The 17048-nt window shown below is 66.2% G+C and carries 14 protein-coding genes and 4 tRNA genes; 6 read left to right on the forward strand and 12 right to left on the reverse strand.

Annotated elements, in window-relative coordinates; all coding sequences use genetic code 11:
- Positions 1 to 63 precede the first annotated feature (63 nt).
- The 5 genes from DID98_RS07010 to DID98_RS07030 form a co-directional block, all read right to left on the reverse strand.
- Positions 64 to 1311: an ROK family transcriptional regulator gene (locus DID98_RS07010; protein ID WP_044846997.1), complete on the reverse strand. Its 1248-nt coding sequence runs from the start codon at positions 1309 to 1311 to the stop codon at positions 64 to 66.
- Positions 1312 to 1878: 567 nt separating this feature from the next.
- Positions 1879 to 1965 (reverse strand) — tRNA-Leu (locus DID98_RS07015).
- Positions 1966 to 2525: 560 nt separating this feature from the next.
- Positions 2526 to 2612: transfer RNA gene (locus tag DID98_RS07020), tRNA-Leu, on the reverse strand.
- Between the two features lie 110 nt (positions 2613 to 2722).
- A complete protein-coding gene (locus DID98_RS07025) occupies positions 2723 to 3712 on the reverse strand; it encodes an aliphatic sulfonate ABC transporter substrate-binding protein (protein WP_124570442.1) in 990 nt (329 codons plus the stop codon).
- A gap of 336 nt (positions 3713 to 4048) precedes the next feature.
- Positions 4049 to 4135 (reverse strand) — tRNA-Leu (locus DID98_RS07030).
- Between the two features lie 249 nt (positions 4136 to 4384).
- On the opposite strand from DID98_RS07030, the gene rnr reads away from it, so the two are divergent.
- From rnr to DID98_RS07060, 6 genes are all read left to right on the forward strand, one after another.
- On the forward strand, positions 4385 to 6853 hold the full coding sequence (gene rnr, locus DID98_RS07035; RefSeq protein WP_124485696.1) for a ribonuclease R: 2469 nt from the start codon (positions 4385 to 4387) through the stop codon (positions 6851 to 6853).
- Between the two features lie 151 nt (positions 6854 to 7004).
- Positions 7005 to 7748, forward strand: a complete 744-nt coding sequence (gene rlmB / locus DID98_RS07040; RefSeq protein WP_044845081.1) for a 23S rRNA (guanosine(2251)-2'-O)-methyltransferase RlmB — start codon at positions 7005 to 7007, stop codon at positions 7746 to 7748.
- Between the two features lie 63 nt (positions 7749 to 7811).
- Complete coding sequence (locus DID98_RS07045; protein WP_124570443.1) at positions 7812 to 8684, forward strand: N-acetylmuramoyl-L-alanine amidase; 873 nt, start codon at positions 7812 to 7814, stop codon at positions 8682 to 8684.
- A 115-nt stretch (positions 8685 to 8799) separates the two neighbouring features.
- Positions 8800 to 9492: a ribose-5-phosphate isomerase RpiA gene (gene rpiA / locus DID98_RS07050; RefSeq protein ID WP_124570444.1), complete on the forward strand. Its 693-nt coding sequence runs from the start codon at positions 8800 to 8802 to the stop codon at positions 9490 to 9492.
- Positions 9493 to 9776: 284 nt separating this feature from the next.
- Complete coding sequence (locus tag DID98_RS07055; protein ID WP_044845078.1) at positions 9777 to 10493, forward strand: FadR/GntR family transcriptional regulator; 717 nt, start codon at positions 9777 to 9779, stop codon at positions 10491 to 10493.
- Between the two features lie 101 nt (positions 10494 to 10594).
- The gene (locus tag DID98_RS07060) at positions 10595 to 11581 is read left to right on the forward strand and encodes a Gfo/Idh/MocA family protein (RefSeq protein WP_124570445.1); all 987 of its coding nucleotides are present in this window, start codon (positions 10595 to 10597) and stop codon (positions 11579 to 11581) included.
- A 55-nt stretch (positions 11582 to 11636) separates the two neighbouring features.
- On the opposite strand, the gene DID98_RS07065 is transcribed toward DID98_RS07060, so the two are convergent.
- The 7 genes from DID98_RS07065 to DID98_RS07095 form a co-directional block, all read right to left on the reverse strand.
- Entirely contained in the window at positions 11637 to 12329 is a 693-nt protein-coding gene (locus tag DID98_RS07065; protein WP_044845076.1) for an amino acid ABC transporter permease, read from the reverse strand.
- A 122-nt stretch (positions 12330 to 12451) separates the two neighbouring features.
- Complete coding sequence (locus DID98_RS07070) at positions 12452 to 13246, reverse strand: cystine ABC transporter substrate-binding protein (protein WP_044845075.1); 795 nt, start codon at positions 13244 to 13246, stop codon at positions 12452 to 12454.
- 102 nt (positions 13247 to 13348) lie between these two features.
- Positions 13349 to 14386 carry a quinone-dependent dihydroorotate dehydrogenase gene (locus DID98_RS07075; RefSeq protein ID WP_124485691.1) on the reverse strand — a complete coding sequence of 346 codons (1038 nt, stop codon included), beginning with the start codon at positions 14384 to 14386 and terminating at the stop codon, positions 13349 to 13351.
- Between the two features lie 178 nt (positions 14387 to 14564).
- Complete coding sequence (locus DID98_RS07080; protein WP_044845073.1) at positions 14565 to 15395, reverse strand: arginyltransferase; 831 nt, start codon at positions 15393 to 15395, stop codon at positions 14565 to 14567.
- Between the two features lie 33 nt (positions 15396 to 15428).
- Positions 15429 to 16193: a leucyl/phenylalanyl-tRNA--protein transferase gene (aat, locus tag DID98_RS07085; RefSeq protein ID WP_124485690.1), complete on the reverse strand. Its 765-nt coding sequence runs from the start codon at positions 16191 to 16193 to the stop codon at positions 15429 to 15431.
- 11 nt (positions 16194 to 16204) lie between these two features.
- A complete protein-coding gene (locus DID98_RS07090; protein WP_040144100.1) occupies positions 16205 to 16750 on the reverse strand; it encodes an NUDIX hydrolase in 546 nt (181 codons plus the stop codon).
- A 172-nt stretch (positions 16751 to 16922) separates the two neighbouring features.
- Positions 16923 to 16999 (reverse strand) — tRNA-Met (locus tag DID98_RS07095).
- Positions 17000 to 17048 lie beyond the last annotated feature (49 nt).

Genomic DNA, 17048 nt, shown 5'->3' on the forward strand with positions numbered 1-17048 from the left:
AGCGCGCGCACGGCCGGGAAGGTCTTGCTGATGCCGCGCATCTCGAGCAGCGGCCGGGGGGACTCAGAACGCGACATGGTTGACCTCCTGCGATTCGGTGCGGGCGCCCTTGAGGATGCCGGCCCGTGGAGAGAAGTTGAAGAACATCGGCAGCGTCGCGGCACCGATCGCACCGGCGTCGGCGCCGAACGAGCCGCGCACGAGCGTCGGCGTGCCGCGCGCTTCCGGCGCGGTGGCGACGAGCGCCGCGCGCAGGCGGGTCGTCACCGCATCGAGCAGGCCGGCGTCGGTATCGGCGTCGAGTACGACCACCGGCGCATCGACGACGCACAGCACCGCACGCAATGCCGGCGCGAGCGCGTCGACACAGTCGTCGATCCATTCGTCGACCGCCGGCAGGCCACGCGCGATACAGGCCTCGAGATCGGCGCGGTTCTCGACCGTCTCGCCGTGATGGCGCAGGTGGCGCACGAGCGCGTGCAGCGACGCGCGGGCGAGCAGGATGTCCCACGGGCCGCGGGGCGGCGGCGCGGACGCCAGCCGGCTCGGTGGCACGGGAATCACGGCGATGTCGCCGGCATTGCCGGTCACGCCGCGCAGGCAGTCGCCGTCGATCGCGATGCCGCCGCCGATCGCGGGACCGATGAACAGGTAGACGAAATCGTCGCACTGCCGGCCGTACCCGTAGAACAGTTCGGCGATCGCGGCCGCGTTGCCGTCGTTTTCGCCGAACACGGGCAGCGACAGCGTGCGCCCGAGGTCGCTCGCGAAGTCGACGTCTTCCCACGCGCGGAACGTGTCGGGTGCGAGGCCGAGTTCGCGCATCCACGCGCCGAGGTTGTACGGCTGGGCGACGCCGACGCCCGTCAGGCGCGCGCGCTCATGCGTGGGGAGCAGGTCCTGCATCGCATCGATGTCGCGCCGCACGATGTCGAGCACGTCGGCGGGCGGGGGGAGCAGGCAGTCGTGGGAGCGGCGGCCGAGCACGTCGCCCGCGAAATTGACGAGCGCCGTCTCGATGCGCATCCGGTCGAGGTGGACGCCGATGCCGAACGCGCCGCGCGGATCGAGGCGGATCAGCGACGCCGGCTGGCCGCGCTGGCCCTCGGTGCGGCCGGCGGATTCGATCAGCTTCGCGTCGGCGAGCGACGCGATGATGCCGCCGACAGCCGCGCTCGTCATGTTCGCGAGACGCGCGAGGTCGGCCTTCGACGCGCTGCCCACGCGGCGCAGCGTCTTCAGCAGCAGGCGCTCGTTGTAACGGCGCACGTTGGCCGAATTGCTGCCCTGACCGAAGTGCGGGCTTCGCATGGCGTCTCCTTCCATGTTGCGTCGAACGTCGACGCATTAAATAAAGCATGTTGATTTATTTAACCGCGTGAGCGCTGGCATGTCAGCCTAGGGAAATCCCGGTTTTGTTGCGGGATGAAGGCGGGGCCTAGGTTGCCGGGGCGGGCGGCCGCCGCGCCGTGCAGCGGGACCGGCGATGTCGAATTCGCGCGATGGATCGCGGCCGGCGCGCACGCTCGACGGACCGCCGGCCGGACTGACTCGTCGCGCAGGCCGGGGCGATTTGTCCTGATGCGCAGGTGGCAAAGGAAAGATGGCGCGTCATGCGCGTCATGCGCGTCACCGGGACGGTATGGGGCGCGGCGTGAACCTGGTATCGATTCGGCGCCGGAAATGAAAAAAGGCCGGCTAAAAGCCGGCCTTTTTAGAAAACAGATGGTGCCCAGGAGAGGACTCGGTCACACGAGCGCGACCCCGGCTGCGCTTGCAAGCGCAGCCTTTCGAGTCCTCGCGCAAAGCGCGCAGGCGCTTTGCTTCCTGGGCCTGAAAAAGAAAAAGGCCGGCAGAAGCCGACCTTTTTTAAATAAGTGGTGCCCAGGAGAGGACTCGAACCTCCACGATGTTGCCACCGCTAGGACCTGAACCTAGTGCGTCTACCAATTCCGCCACCTGGGCACGTTTCGCTTGCTGCGATGCGAAGACCGCTATTCTAGCGTTTCTGAAGGATCTGTCAACAGAATTTGAGGTTGCGAACGAAAATAATTTGCCGGCCTGCTTGCGATGCGAGAGGGGAGCGTGCGCGGAAACGATCGGAGTGTTCGTCGATGCGTCGTGATGGTCAGGTGCGACCATCGTGCCACGGCGAGCGTATCGATTCGGCGCCGGAAATAAAAAAAGGCCGGCTGAAAGCCGACCTTTTTAGAAAACAGATGGTGCCCAGGAGAGGACTCGGTCACACGAGCGCGACCCCGGCTGCGCTTGCAAGCGCAGCCTTTCGAGTCCTCGCGCAAAGCGCGCAGGCGCTTTGCTTCCTGGGCCTGAAAAAGAAAAAGGCCGGCAGAAGCCGACCTTTTTTAAATAAGTGGTGCCCAGGAGAGGACTCGGTCACACGAGCGCGACCCCGGCTGCGCTTGCAAGCGCAGCCTTTCGAGTCCTCGCGCAAAGCGCGCAGGCGCTTTGCTTCCTGGGCCTGAAAAAGAAAAAAGGCCGGCAGAAGCCGACCTTTTTTAAATAAGTGGTGCCCAGGAGAGGACTCGAACCTCCACGATGTTGCCACCGCTAGGACCTGAACCTAGTGCGTCTACCAATTCCGCCACCTGGGCACGTTTCGCTTGCTGCGATGCGAAGACCGCTATTCTAGCGTGTCTGGAGTATCTGTCAACACAATTTTTCGATGGCGATCAAAATTATCGCGCGTTGCAGGTTCCGGGCATCAGGCGCCGATCGGCTCAGCACGCTTTGCCGCGAAATTCCAGCGCAGCGCTTCACCCGTGTCGACGCGGGCGGGCAGCAAACCGGCCGCGAGGAACGTATCGGCGATCTTCTGCTGCTCACCGAAGTTCTGCGTGGCCACGGTGCGCACGAGATAGCTGCGTCGTGCGTTCGCGCGCTCGATCGTCTTCGCGTCGAGTCCCCAGATCGGGGCGAGGGTATTGGCGGCCTCCTGCTGATGTTCGCGCAGCCAGGTGCCGGCTTGCGACAACTGGTCGAACACGATCTGGATGACGTCGGGGCGCGCGGCGGCAAAGCTGCTCGACGCCAGGTAATAGCGTTGGTACGACGCAAGCCCGTCGCCGTCGGCCAGAATCCGCACGTCGGGATTCGCGTCGACCGATGCGACATACGGGTCCCACGTGATCCATGCATCGACGCTGCCGCGCTCGAACGCCGCGCGGCCGTCGGCCGGCGTCAGGTAGTGGATTGCGGCGTTGGCGGGGGTGAGCTTTGCGCGCGCGAGTGCGGCAAGCAGCAGGTAGTGGCTGCCGGCTGCCTTCGTGACGGCGATGCGCTTGCCCTTGAGATCGGCGAGCGTGCGCAGCGCGCTGTCGCGCTTGACGATGATGGCCTGCGCTTTCGGTGACGGCGCTTCCTGCGCAACGTATACGAAGCGCGCATGCGCGGCCTGAGCGAAGACGGGAACGGTGTCGGCCACGTCGGCACTGAAATCGACCGCGCCGACGTTGAGCGCTTCGGTCAGCGGCAAGCCGCTCGCAAATTCATGCCACGACACGCGCAGGCCGAGCGGCGCAAGCGACTGCTCCAGCGTGCCGCGCGTCTTGAGCAGCGTAATGAGCGTCGACGATTTCTGGTATCCGATGCGCAACGTGGAGGGCGCGTTCTCGGCGTGCGTCCGGATGCCGGCGACGCTCAGGCCGGCGGCCAGCATCGCGCGCGCGAACGCGCGTCGGTTCATCGACGTCATGGGGTGGTTCCTTGTCGGGTTCGTTGAAAGCGAGGCGGCTAACGTACCAACGGGGAGGGCAATCGATAACCGATTAATTCTGCTATCGATCGGAGTGGCGGGCATATGGCGTGGCACAGTACGCGCAATGTGCGGCCGGAAATGAAAAAAGGCCGGCTAGAAGCCGACCTTTTCAAAAACAGATGGTGCCCAGGAGAGGACTCGGTCACACGAGCGCGACCCCGGCTGCGCTTGCAAGCGCAGCCTCTCGAGTCCTCGCGCAAAGCGCGCAGGCGCTTTGCTTCCTGGGCCTGAAAAAGAAAAAGGCCGGCAGAAGCCGACCTTTTTTTAAATAAGTGGTGCCCAGGAGAGGACTCGAACCTCCACGATGTTGCCACCGCTAGGACCTGAACCTAGTGCGTCTACCAATTCCGCCACCTGGGCACGTTTTGCAGTAGCTGCTTGCTGCAAAGAAGCGAAATTATAGCGCCCCAATTAATCGTGTCAACACTTTTTTGCGATGCACCGCAAACCGGTCGCCGCGGCGCCTGCACGCGGCATTCGCGTCATTTGGCGACACAGGCGGGTGATAGAATGATCCGCCGCCGTCACTATAGAACTGTCTGACGGACACTTCTATGTTGATGCCGTGCACCATCAGTCAACGCAACGAGAACAATCATCGACAAACCCTTGAGCAAATATCCGTACCCCATTCCGAGCCGTGAAGAAATTCTCGGCGTGCTGCGTACGAGCGACGCGCCGCTGGCAGCCAACGACATCGCCGAAGCGCTGTCGATCAAGCGTCAGGAGCGCGAGGGGTTCTTCCGGCGTGTCGCCGCGATGGAACGCGACGGCCAGATCCGCCTCGACAAGCGCGGCCACTACCAGCTCACCCATCCGTCGAACTTCGTTGCCGGCCGCGTGCAGGGCCATCGCGACGGCTACGGGTTCGTGATCCGCGACGACGGCCAGGACGACCTGTTCCTGCCGAACGGCGAAATGCAGAAGGTCATGCACAACGACCGCGTGCTCGCGCGGATCGTCGGCTACGATCGCCGCGGCCGGCCGGAAGGGCACGTCGTCGAAGTCACCGAGCGCGCGAACAAGCGCGTGATCGGCCGCCTGCTCAACGAGAACGGCGCGCTGATCGTCGCCCCCGAAGACAAGCGCATCGGCCACGACATCCTGATCACGCAGAACGTGAAGAAGGCGAAGGTCGGGCAGGTCGTCGTCGTCGAACTGACCGACTTCCCGAGCCGGCATTCGCAACCGCTCGGCCGCGTCGTCGAAGTGCTCGGCGACATCGACGATCCGGGCATGGAAATCGAGATCGCCGTGCGCAAGTACGGCGTGCCGCACGAATTCAGCCAGCCGGCGCTCGACGAAGCCGCCGCGCTGCCGGACAAGGTCCGGCCGACCGACCTGCGCTTCCGCGTCGACCTGCGCGACGTGCCGCTCGTGACGATCGACGGCGAGGATGCCCGTGACTTCGACGATGCCGTCTACTGCGAGCCGACCAAGGTCGGCCGCGGCGACGGCTTCCGCCTGATCGTCGCGATCGCCGACGTGTCGCACTACGTGCAGCCGGGCAGCGGGCTCGATGCCGACGCGCTCGAGCGCAGTACGTCGGTCTACTTCCCGCGCCGCGTGATCCCGATGCTGCCGGAGAAGCTGTCGAACGGCCTGTGTTCGCTGAACCCGCAGGTCGATCGCTGCGTGCTCGCATGCGACATGGTGATTACCGCGCGCGGCGAGATCAAGGCGTACCAGTTCTATCCGGCCGTGATCCATTCGGCCGCGCGCCTCACGTACACCGAAGTCGCGGCCGTGCTGTCGAACACGAAGGGGCCGGAGGCTGCGCGCCGCGCGGACCTGCTGCCGCACCTGCAGGATCTGTACGGCGTCTACAAGGCGCTGTTCGCCGCACGCCAGAAGCGCGGCGCGATCGACTTCGACACGACCGAGACCTACATCGTCTGCAACTCGCAAGGCAAGATCGAGCAGATCGTCCCGCGTCAGCGCAACGATGCGCACAAGCTGATCGAGGAATGCATGCTGGCCGCGAACGTGTGCGCGGCCGATTTCCTGAAGCGCCACAAGCACCCGGGCCTGTACCGCGTGCACGCGGGGCCGACGCCGGAGAAGCTCGAGAACCTGCGCGCGTTCCTGCGCGGCATGGGCCTCTCGCTCGGCGGCGGCGACAAGCCGCATGCGAGCGACTACGCGGCGCTGATGGCGCAGATCCGCGACCGGCCCGACGCGCAGATGCTGCAGCCGATGCTGCTGCGCTCGATGCAGCAGGCCGTCTACAGCCCTGACAACATCGGTCACTTCGGTCTCGCATACGAGGCGTACGCGCACTTCACGAGCCCGATCCGCCGCTATCCCGACCTGCTCACGCACCGCGCGATCTACGCGATCCTGTCCGGCAAGAAGTATGCGCCGAAGGCGCCGGACGGCTTCGAGCTGAACACCGCGCTGTCGCCGCGCGCCCGCGCGATGCAGCAGGCCGACGACGAAGCGCGCGGCCGTTCGCGCTCGAACACGGCGATCTGGGAAGAACTCGGCCTGCACTGCTCGGCGAACGAGCGCCGTGCCGACGAAGCGTCGCGCGACGTCGAGGCCTGGCTCAAGTGCTACTTCATGCGCGACAAGCTCGGCGAGGAGTACGGCGGGATGGTGAACGGCGTCACGTCGTTCGGCATCTTCGTGCAGCTCGATACGCTGTTCATCGAGGGGCTCGTGCACGTCACGGAACTCGGCTCGGACTACTTCCAGTACGACGAGATCAAGAACGAGCTGCGCGGCGAGCGCACGGGCATCCGTTATCGCCTGTCGGATCGCGTGCGCGTGCAGGTGAGCCGCGTCGATCTCGACGCGCGCAAGATCGACTTCCGCCTCGTGCGCGACACGCCGGTGAAGGCGCCGCGTCCGGCACCGGCGCCGGCTGTCGCCGGCAACGGTAACGGTAACGATCGCGGCGGCCCGCGCGTGCGCGCGTTGCCGCCGGTGGAGGACGCCGCGCCGCGCCGCAAGAAGGCGGCCAGCGCGCCGACCGTCGCGGTGAAGGAGGCGCGCGCCGCGCGTGCCGCGAAGAAGAAGGGCGGCGCGGCGGCGAAGACGGCCGCGAAGAAGGTGCACGCCCGCAAGAAGTATTGAGCGTTCGGGGCGGCGCACGCGCACGCCCTTGCAGTATCGAGAGACGCCGCGCTTGACCGGTCACCGGCCGGCAACGCGGCGCTTTCCTTTTCCATGGATCGCGGCTGCGCACGTCGCGCGGCCGCACGTTTGATCGAAGGTTGTTCCAGTCATGTCTCGTCTGAAGGTTCTTTACGGTTTTCATGCGGTGACCGCACGTTTGCGGCACGATGCGTCGACGGTTGCGGAGGTGCTGTACGACCAGACGCGCCGCGACCGCCGCATGCAGGACTTCCTGCACGCCGCGAAGGAAGCGGGCGTGCGGCTGATTGCGGCCGATGAAACCCGCCTGTGGGGCCTCGCGCATACCGAGCGCCACCAGGGCGTCGTGGCGCGCGTCGAGGATGTTCCGCTCGCACAGAACCTGTCCGAGCTGCTCGACGGCATCCAGGGCCCGGCGCTGCTGCTGGTACTCGACGGCGTCACCGATCCGCACAACCTCGGCGCATGCCTGCGTGTCGCCGATTCGGCCGGCGCGCATGCAGTGATCGCGCCGCGCGACCGCGCGGTCGGCCTGAACGCGACCGCGGCGAAGGTCGCGAGTGGCGCGGCCGACACGGTGCCGTACATCACGGTCACGAACCTCGCCCGCGCGCTGCGCGAGCTGAAGGACGCGGGCGTGTGGGTCATCGGTACGTCGGACGAGGCGTCGGGCACGCTGTACGACACGAAGCTCGACGGTCCCGTCGCCATCGTGATGGGTGCGGAAGGCGAAGGCATGCGCCGGCTCACGCGCGACACCTGCGACGAAGTGATGAGCATCCCGATGGCCGGCAGCGTCGAAAGCCTGAACGTGTCGGTCGCGAGCGGCGTGTGCCTGTATGAAGCGGTGCGGCAGCGGCGCGTGAAGGGCTGATACACGGGCTGACGCGCGCGGTCTCGCGCGCTGCGCGGCACGCGCCTCCCGGAACTCGCGAACATGACCCTGTTTCGCCTCGGCGCATCGTGCGCCATCCTCGGCCTGCTGGCCGCCTGCACGTCGCCGTCACTGGTCGGGCGCGGCACTTACTACGCCGACACGAGCTTGCACGCACGCGGCGCCGATTCGCGGATCCGCTTTCTCGTGATGCATTACACCGAAAGCGACGAAGCGAAATCGCTGCGCACGCTGACGGGCGATTCGGTCAGCGCGCACTACGTCGTGCCGCCGCAACCGCGCATCGAACGCGGGATGCCGGTGGTCTACCAGCTCGTGCCCGAATCGGAACGCGCATGGCAGGCGGGCATCAGCGAATGGCAGGGCACGACCGAGCTCAACGCAGCGTCGATCGGCATCGAGAACGTGAATCGCGGCCCGCTCGATCCGCAAAACCGCACGTGGCAGCCGTATCCGCCCGAACAGGTCGATGTGCTGATCCGTCTGTCGAAAGATGTCGTCGCGCGCTACCGGATTCCGCCGACGCGCGTGGTCGGGCACAGCGACATCGCGCCGCAACGCAAGATCGATCCGGGGCCGCTGTTCCCGTGGCATGCGCTCGCGCAAGCCGGTGTCGGCGCGTGGCCGGACGATGCGACCGTGGCCGCCCGGCTCGGCGGCCGCGATCCGCACGCGCTCGTCGACGTGCGCGAACTGCAGCTGAAGCTCGCGCGCTACGGCTACGACGTGCCGGCCGACGGCGTGCTCGACACCCGCACGCGACGCGTATTCGCGGCGTTCCAGATGCATTTCCGGCCGGCCGACTATGCGGGCAATCCGGACGCCGAAACCGATGCGATCGCACAGGCGCTGCTCGACAAGTATTTCTCCGCCACGCCGCCGGCGGGCGACGCATCCGCCACCGGCGCGCCGTGATCGCCGGCGTGCCCGGCGCTGATCGCAGCGCCGGCACCCCACCGAAAATGCCCGGGTCGTCTCCCGAGTCCGGTAAACTGGCGGTTTTCCGCAATCCCGCTGTATTCCCACCCCCATGACTCAAGACGAACTCAAATGCCTGGTCGGCCAGGCGGCCGCCGATTATGTGATCCAGAACGTGCCGGAAGGCGCCGTGATCGGCGTCGGCACCGGCTCGACCGCCAACTGCTTCATCGACGCGCTCGCGGCCGTCAAGTCGCGCTATCGCGGCGCCGTGTCGAGCTCCATCGCGACCACCGAACGCCTGAAATCGCACGGCATCAAGGTGTTCGACCTGAACGAGGTCGAATCGCTGCAGGTGTACGTCGACGGTGCCGACGAGATCGACGCAAGCGGTGCAATGATCAAGGGCGGCGGTGGCGCATTGACGCGCGAAAAGATCGTCGCGTCGGTGGCCGATACGTTCGTCTGCATCGCGGACGGCAGCAAGCGCGTGCCGGTGCTCGGCGCATTCCCGCTGCCGATCGAGGTCGTGCCGATGGCACGCACGGCGATCGGCCGGCGCGTGACCGCGCTGGGCGGCGTGCCGGTGCTGCGCGTGACGAAGGACGGCGCGCCGTACATCACCGACAACGGCAACGAGATCATCGACGTCAAGGGGCTGCAAATCACCGATCCGCGCGGTTTCGAGGCGCAGGTCAACGCATGGCCGGGCGTCGTGACGGTCGGCCTGTTCGCCGCGCGCGGCGCGAATCTGTGCCTGCTCGGCACGGCAAACGGCGTTGAAACGATCGTTTATCCCGATTAATCGAAACTGAATGAGAAGCAGTCCGTAATGGCATCCGGATGCCGTAATGGATTGCATGTTCAAAGTTCGTGGAAAGCCCGGCCCGGCAAGCGCAGCGCGCTTTCCGGGCTTTTTTTGAAGCCTTATAAATCAACCGCATCAAAAAGAGGGATAACCCTGTCAGGTGTTTACCAGATAGCGAAATATCCCCGAACTCATCAACTTATAGATCATAAGAACAGTCGTAACCAGGGCCGGCGGAACTGCGGAGCAGGTGTTCGCAAATCGACGCACGGGGAGGTGTCATGGAGCAGGGCAAAGACCGGTCACTGGTCGCCAAAGTGATGGATGGGCTTGTCGCAGGTATCGTCGAGGACAAGTACGGCGGCATTCTGCCGCCGCAGGATGTGCTGTCGAAAGAGTTCGACGTGAGTCGCACGGTGATGCGCGAAGCATTGTCGATGTTGCTCGCGCGCGACATGCTCGACGTGCGTCCGAAAGTCGGTACGCGCGTTCGGCCGATGCGCGACTGGCGCATGATCGATGAAGACGTGGTGAGCTGGCGGTTTCGTGCGAAGCCGGATCCGCAGTTCATGCGCGACGTCATCGAATTCCGGATGCTGATCGAACCGCGCGCGACCGCGCAGGCGGCGGTCCGTGCGACGGCGGCCGACATCGCGGGCATCCGCGAGGCGTTCGAAGCGTTCAAGGTGTTGCAACCGGGCGACCCCGGTTATGACACGGCGGACGAACTGCTGCACACGCGAATCGTCCAGGCGAGCGGCAACCAGTTTTTCCAGCAGATGGCGGCGATCGTGCGCGGCGCTGTGCGGCTCGTGAATCCGCGCGTCGCGCAGAAGGACGGTGCGCACGACATCGCGGTGAAGGCGCATGCGCGCGTCGTCGATGCGATCGAACGCCGCGATCCGCGCGAAGCCGAGGCGGCGTCGCTTGCCCTGATCGATTTCAGCGCCGACGAGATCTCGCGCGATTTCTCCGTCGACGTGCCCGTGCGCGCTTGAATCGGCGCGGGTCGCTTATCCCTGTGCCGGCGAGCCGTTTATCATGACGGCCGACCGGCAGCGTGCCGGCCACCGTCATACGACCGACACGGAAGATCCGGATGAACGAATTCGACAACCGCCCGGTGCGCTTCGGCATCGTCGGCGCAGGCAGCATCGCACGCCGTTTCGCGCAAAGCCTCGCGCACGTGCCGGGTGCCACGCTCGCCGGCGTGTGGGCCCGCCGCGCCGATGCGGCAACCGCTTTCTGCGACAGCTGCGGCGGCAAGCCTGCCGCCAGCCTCGACGCGCTCCTCGCGAGCGACATCGACGCGATCTATATCGCGACCCTCCACGACAGTCACGCGCACTACGCGCAAGCGGCGCTCGCCGCCGGCAAGGCCGTGCTGTGCGAAAAACCCGCGACGCTGAACGCGACGCAGCTCGATGCCGTGCTGGATGCGGCACACGCTGCCGGACGGCTCTTCATGGAAGCGATGAAGCCGCCGTTCTTTCCGTTGTATCGTCAGTTGCGCGCGCATCTGCATGACGATCCGATCGGCGAGATCAGGCTCGTGCGCGCGGGCTGCGCGTCGTCGTCGGTGCCGGACGATCATTCCGTCTATCGGCTCGACCGCGCCGGCGGCGCGCTGCTCGACATCGGGATCTACGAAGCGTTTCTCGCGGTCGACTGGCTCGGCGCGGCAGTCGACGTGCAGACGCTCGGCCGCATCGGCGCGACGGGTGTCGACGTGTTCGCGAGCCTGAACAGCCGTCACGCGAACGGCGGCATTGCGCAGCTCTTTTGCGGGCTCGACGTGATGGGACGCGGCGATGCGCTGATCGCTGCAGCAGGCGGGCACGTGACGATTCACGAAAAGTGGTGGAACCCCGCGCGGGCGACGATCCGCTATGCGGACGGGCGCACGGTCGAACTCGACGCGCCGGTCGACGGCGGCGGCCTGAACTACGAGACCGCGCATTTCTGCGACCTGCTGCGCGCGGGCGAACTCGAGAGCCCGATCATGACGCACGACCATTCGCGGCGCATGATCGCGATGACCGATGCCGCACGCGCGGCGCTCGGCGTGCGCTATTCGGGCGAGTAGGCGGGAAGGCGGGGGCCGGGCGCGCATCCGCGGCCCGGCGCGAGAGGCGACATGCTCAGTGCCGCGCGGGCAGCGACAGGCGCTTTTCGTACCAGCGCTGGACCCATTCGAGGATCTGGCACAGCACCCAGTAGATCGCGGCGGCGGCCAGGTACAGCGGCAACGGCTGGTAGGTCGCCGCGATCACTTCCTGCGCGCTGCGCAGCAGTTCGGTCACGGTGATGACGGACACGAGCGACGTGTCCTTGATCAGGCTGATCAGGCTGTTCGACAGGCTCGGCACCGCGATGCGCAGCGCCTGCGGGCCGATCACGTAGCGCAGCGTCTGCCCCCACGACAGCCCGAGGCTGTAGGCGGCCAGCCATTGGCCGCGCGCGATTCCGTTGATCGCGCCGCGCATGCTTTCGGACATGTAAGCGGCGACATTCGCGGAGAGCGCGATCACGCCGGCCGGTGTCGGGTCGAGCGAGATGCCGAGGCTCGGCAGTCCGTAATAGATGACGAAGATCTGCACGAGCAGCGGCGTGCCGCGCATCAGGCTCACGTAGGCGCGCGCGAGCCCCGCGAGCGCGTTGACCCAGATGCGTTCGAAGCCGTCGAGCGGTTCGCTTTGCCGGATGCCCATCATCGCGAGCACGACGGCGCCGAGCAGGCCGAACACCATCGACAGCACGGCGAACTTGACGGTCAGTACGGCACCCTGGGCGAGCACCGGCAGCGATTGGACGAGCAGGGACGTTGTCGACATGGAATACGAATCGAATGCGTGCGCGAAAGCGCAATCATAAACCGGACCGATAAAACAAAGGGCGGCATCGCTTCGGATGCCGCCCTTTCCGGCCCGCCGTCAGGCGGTAAGCAGAGGCGTGCTTACTTGACCGGCTTCGTCACGTCGATGCCGAACCACTTGTCCGAGATCTTCGTGAACGTGCCGTCGGCCTCGAGTTGCGCCATCGCGTCGTCGATCGCCTTCTGGAACTTCGGGTTGCCCTTCTTGAACGGGATCCCCGACGGATTCGCCGAGCCGACGTTCGCGCCCGGGCGCAGCGGCAGTTGCGAGTTCTTCGTCAGGTACGCGAGCATCAGGCGGTCGTTGAGCGCCGCATCGAGACGGCCGGCCGCGAGGTCGCGCAGGTACTCGGGCGCGCCCGGGTAGGTCTTCACGTCGATGCCGGGCACCGACTTCGCCATGTCCATGTAGTTCGTGCCGAGCGCGACGCCGAGCTTCTTGCCCTTCAGGTCGTCGAGCGACTTGAACTGGCGCGTGTCGTCCTTGCGCTGGATCAGCTGGGCGGACGAATAGGTGTACGCGGGCGAGAAGTCGAGCGTTTCCTTGCGCTTGTCGGTGATGCCGACCTGGTTGGCGATCACGTCGAACTTGCCGGCCTGCAGGCCCGCGATGATGCCGCTCCATTCGGTCGTGACGAACTCGGCCTTCACGCCGAGCTTCGCGGCGACGGCATTCGCGATGTCGACGTCGAAGCCGACGAGTTCGCCTTGCGGGTTCTTCGAGTTGAACGGCGGGAACGTGCCTTCGAGGCCGACGCGCAGCGTGCCGCGTTGTTTCACCTGGTCGAGGAGGTCGGCCGCCTGCGCGGTGGCGGCGGCGAACGACGTGCCGATCAGGCCGGCGACCAGCAGCTTCTTCAGCAGCGAAATTTTCATCGTGTGAGCTTCCTTGCCCCAGCGGGGCGCTTGATTCTGACTGTGGGGTCGATCATAGCAAAAATACAATCGGCCATTAAATATCGTTTGTTTATGGCTATATTACACGGCGCGGTCACGCGCGATCGCCTTCACGCACTCGGCGACGAGCGCGGGGCCGCGATAGATGAAGCCCGTGTACAGCTGGACGAGCGACGCGCCGGCCGCGAGCTTCGCGCGCGCGTCCTCGCCCGAGAAGATGCCGCCGACGCCGATGATCGGCACCGCGCTGCCGACTTCGGCATGCAGTTTGCGGATCACTTCGTTGGACGCATCGAACACCGGACGGCCCGACAGGCCGCCGGCTTCGTCGGCGTGCGGCAGGCCCTGCACGGCCGCACGCGACAGCGTCGTGTTGGTGGCGATGACCGCCTCGATCTTGTGGCGCAGCAGCGTGTCGGCGATTTCCTTGACCTGTTCGTCGTCGAGATCGGGCGCGATCTTCAGCGCGAGCGGCACGAGCTTGCCGTGCAGGTCGGCGAGGCGTTGCTGCTTGTCCTTCAGCGCCGCGAGCAGCGCGTCGAGTTCGCCCGCGCCCTGCAGCTGGCGCAGGTTCTTCGTGTTCGGCGACGAAATGTTGATCGTCACGTAGCTTGCGAACGGATACACGCGCTCGAGGCAGTAGAGATAGTCTTCCGCGGCGCGTTCGATCGGCGTGTCGGCGTTCTTGCCGATGTTCAGGCCGAGGATGCCGCGATAGCGGGCCGCCTGGACGTTCTTCACGAACTGATCGACGCCGTGGTTGTTGAAGCCCATCCGGTTGATCAGCGCTTCCGCCTGCGGCAGGCGGAACATCCGCGGGCGCGGATTGCCCGGCTGCGGGCGCGGCGTGACCGTGCCGACCTCGATGAAGCCGAAGCCGAGCGCCGCGAGGCCGTCGATGGCCGCGCCGTCCTTGTCGAGGCCGGCGGCGAGGCCGACCGGGTTGCGGAACGTGAGTCCCATCACGGTGCGCGGCGCATCGGGCACGCGGGCCGACAGCGCGCAGGCGAGGCCCGTGCGGCCGGCCGCGCCGAGCGCGCGCAGCGTGAGGTGGTGAGCGTCTTCCGCATCCATCTTGAACAGGGATGCGCGGGCCAGCGGATAGAGGGAACTGAACACGGGAATTGGGCGGACGGCCGGAATGAATGACAACCCGCTATTTTACCGGGAGTTGCGCGGCAAGGGCGGGCTTCGCTTCGCATGCGCGGCCGGTGGCACCGCTTGTGCCGCGCGGCAACGCGTGCAAGGGCCGCAGGGTGCCCGTTGCAGGCGCGCCGCCGCGCCGCGGGATGGCCCGTCAGCCCGACCCGGAATGTCCGCCCGGCAGCGGCGCACGGGCGAGTGCCGCGTCGACCGGCGGCAGGTCGATGCGATCCGGATCGAGTATCTTCCAGCGGCCGTCGAGCAACCCTTCGAGCGGATGGAAGTTGGCCTTGTAGGCCATCTTCGGGCTCTCGCGGATCCAGTAGCCGAGATACACGTACGGCAGGCCGAGGCTCTTCGCCTGCTCGATCTGCCACAGGATGTTGTACGTGCCGTAGCTCGTATGCTGCTCGTCCGGCTCGAAGAACGTATAGACCGACGACAGTCCGTCGCCGAGGATGTCGATCATGCTGACCATGCGCAGCTTGCCGGGCTCGCCGCCCGGCGCGTCGAGGTCGCGGAATTCGACGAGGCGCGAATTGATCCGGCTCTGCAGCAGGAACTGCTCGTACTGGTCGCGGCTGTCGCGATCCATGCCGCCGCCCGCGTGGCGCGCCGACTGGTAGCGCATGTAGAGCGCGTAGTGCTCCTCGTCGTAGTGCAGCGGCGAGACCGTCGCGACGAGCGCGCGGTGCCGCTTCCACATCCGGCGCTGGGTGCGCGACGGCGTGAACGCGCCGACCGGCACGCGCACCGGCACGCAGGCACGGCAGCCGTCGCAGTACGGGCGATAGGTGAACACGCCCGAGCGCCGGAAGCCGGCCTTCACGAGCTCGGTATAGATGTCGGAATTGATCAGGTGGCTCGGCGTCGCGACTTGCGAGCGCGCGACGCGGCCGTCCAGATAGCTGCACGGATAGGGCGCCGTTGCATAGAATTGCAGCGCCGAAAGCGGTGAAAGCGGCAGCTCAGTCGGGTGAGTCATGGGCAGCTCTCGATGCAGGGAGGGAGTGCCGCGCTAGCGCTCGATCCCGGAGGGGGCGGCCGGTTCGGCAGGGCTCGTCAGCATGGCGAGCACACGCTTGTCGAACTGCCACGGAATCGGCGGTTCGGCTACCGCGCGGCGCACGTGAGCGACAAAGGCCTTGCGTGCGATCTCGCGGCCACCGAGCGACGCTAGATGCGACGTATTCTGCTGGCAGTCTATCATCTCCAGCCCCTGCTCGCGAAGGTGGGCGACGAGCGTCGCCAGAGCGATCTTCGAGGCATCGGTGACATCCGCATACATCGATTCGCCGAAAAACATCCGCCCGAACGCGACGCCGTAGAGGCCGCCCACGCGTCGCCCGTCGTGCCACGCCTCGATGCTGTGCGCGTTGCCGGAACGGTAGAGCGACGAATACGCGTCGATGATCTCGGCCGTGATCCAGGTACCGCGCTGCCCGCGGCGCGGCGCTTGCGCGCACGCGCGCATCACGCCCGGAAAGTCATGGTCGACGCGCACTTCCCACGCGGAGTCGCGCAGCACGCGCTTGAGCGTCTTGCGCAGCGACGGGGACACCTTGAATTCGGCCGGCGCGAGGATCATCCGCGGGTCGGGGCTCCACCACAGCACGGGCTGGCCGTCCGAATACCACGGGAAGATGCCGCGCAGGTAGGCCTCGATCAGGCGGGACGGCAGCAGGTCGGCGCTCGCGGCGAGCAGCCCCGGCGCGCCGGTCGCGGAGCCGAGCGCGCGTTCGACGGGCGGGAATGGATCGTCCGGGCCGAGCCAGGGGACCATGGGGCGCGGGCTCAGCCGTTGCGCAGCGAGCGGAAGATATCGCCGGTATGGACGCCGTAGTCGCCGGCGGCGCGATCGGCGAAGAAGAAACGCAGCGTCTGGCTGACGGTCGGGAACGCGATCTCGTCCCACGGAATGTCGGCTTCGTCGAACAGCTTGACTTCGAGGCTTTCCTCGCCGGCCTCGTAAGCCGGATCGACGAGCCGCGCCAGATAGAACAAATGGACCTGGTGCACGTGCGGCACGTTGAGCAGCGTGAACAGGTTCTGAACCTCGACGCGTGCGCCGGCTTCCTCGAGCGTTTCGCGCGCGGCGGCCTCGGCCGTCGTCTCGCCCATTTCCATGAAGCCTGCCGGCAGCGTCCAGAAACCGTAGCGCGGTTCGATCGCACGGCGGCACAGCAGCACCTGATCGCCCCAGACCGGCACCGTGCCGACCACGTTGCGCGGATTCTGATAATGGATCGTGCCGCAGTGATCGCAAATGAAGCGCTCGCGGTTGTCGCCCGGAGGAATGCGCGCGATGACTTCGTGACCGCAGACGGAGCAGAATTTCATGTCGAGTGGAAGGGACGAGGTGATGCGAGTGTATCACCGGGGCGGGGCATTCTCGAACGCGAGCGCATGTGCGCGGCGTGCGGCGCGAAGCGCAACGTGCGAGGCGCGCAATCGCGCGCCGGAAAACAAAAAGCCCGGCGTGGAGCCGGGCTTTTTGCATGAATCGGGACGTTGGTTGCGGGGGTAGGATTTGAACCTACGACCTTCGGGTTATGAGCCCGACGAGCTGCCAGACTGCTCCACCCCGCGTCCGTCGAAGAAATGAATTATATGGGCTAACCAGAATGCTTGCAAGCAC

This window comes from Burkholderia sp. Bp8984, from assembly GCF_003853755.1.
Classification (GTDB): domain Bacteria; phylum Pseudomonadota; class Gammaproteobacteria; order Burkholderiales; family Burkholderiaceae; genus Burkholderia.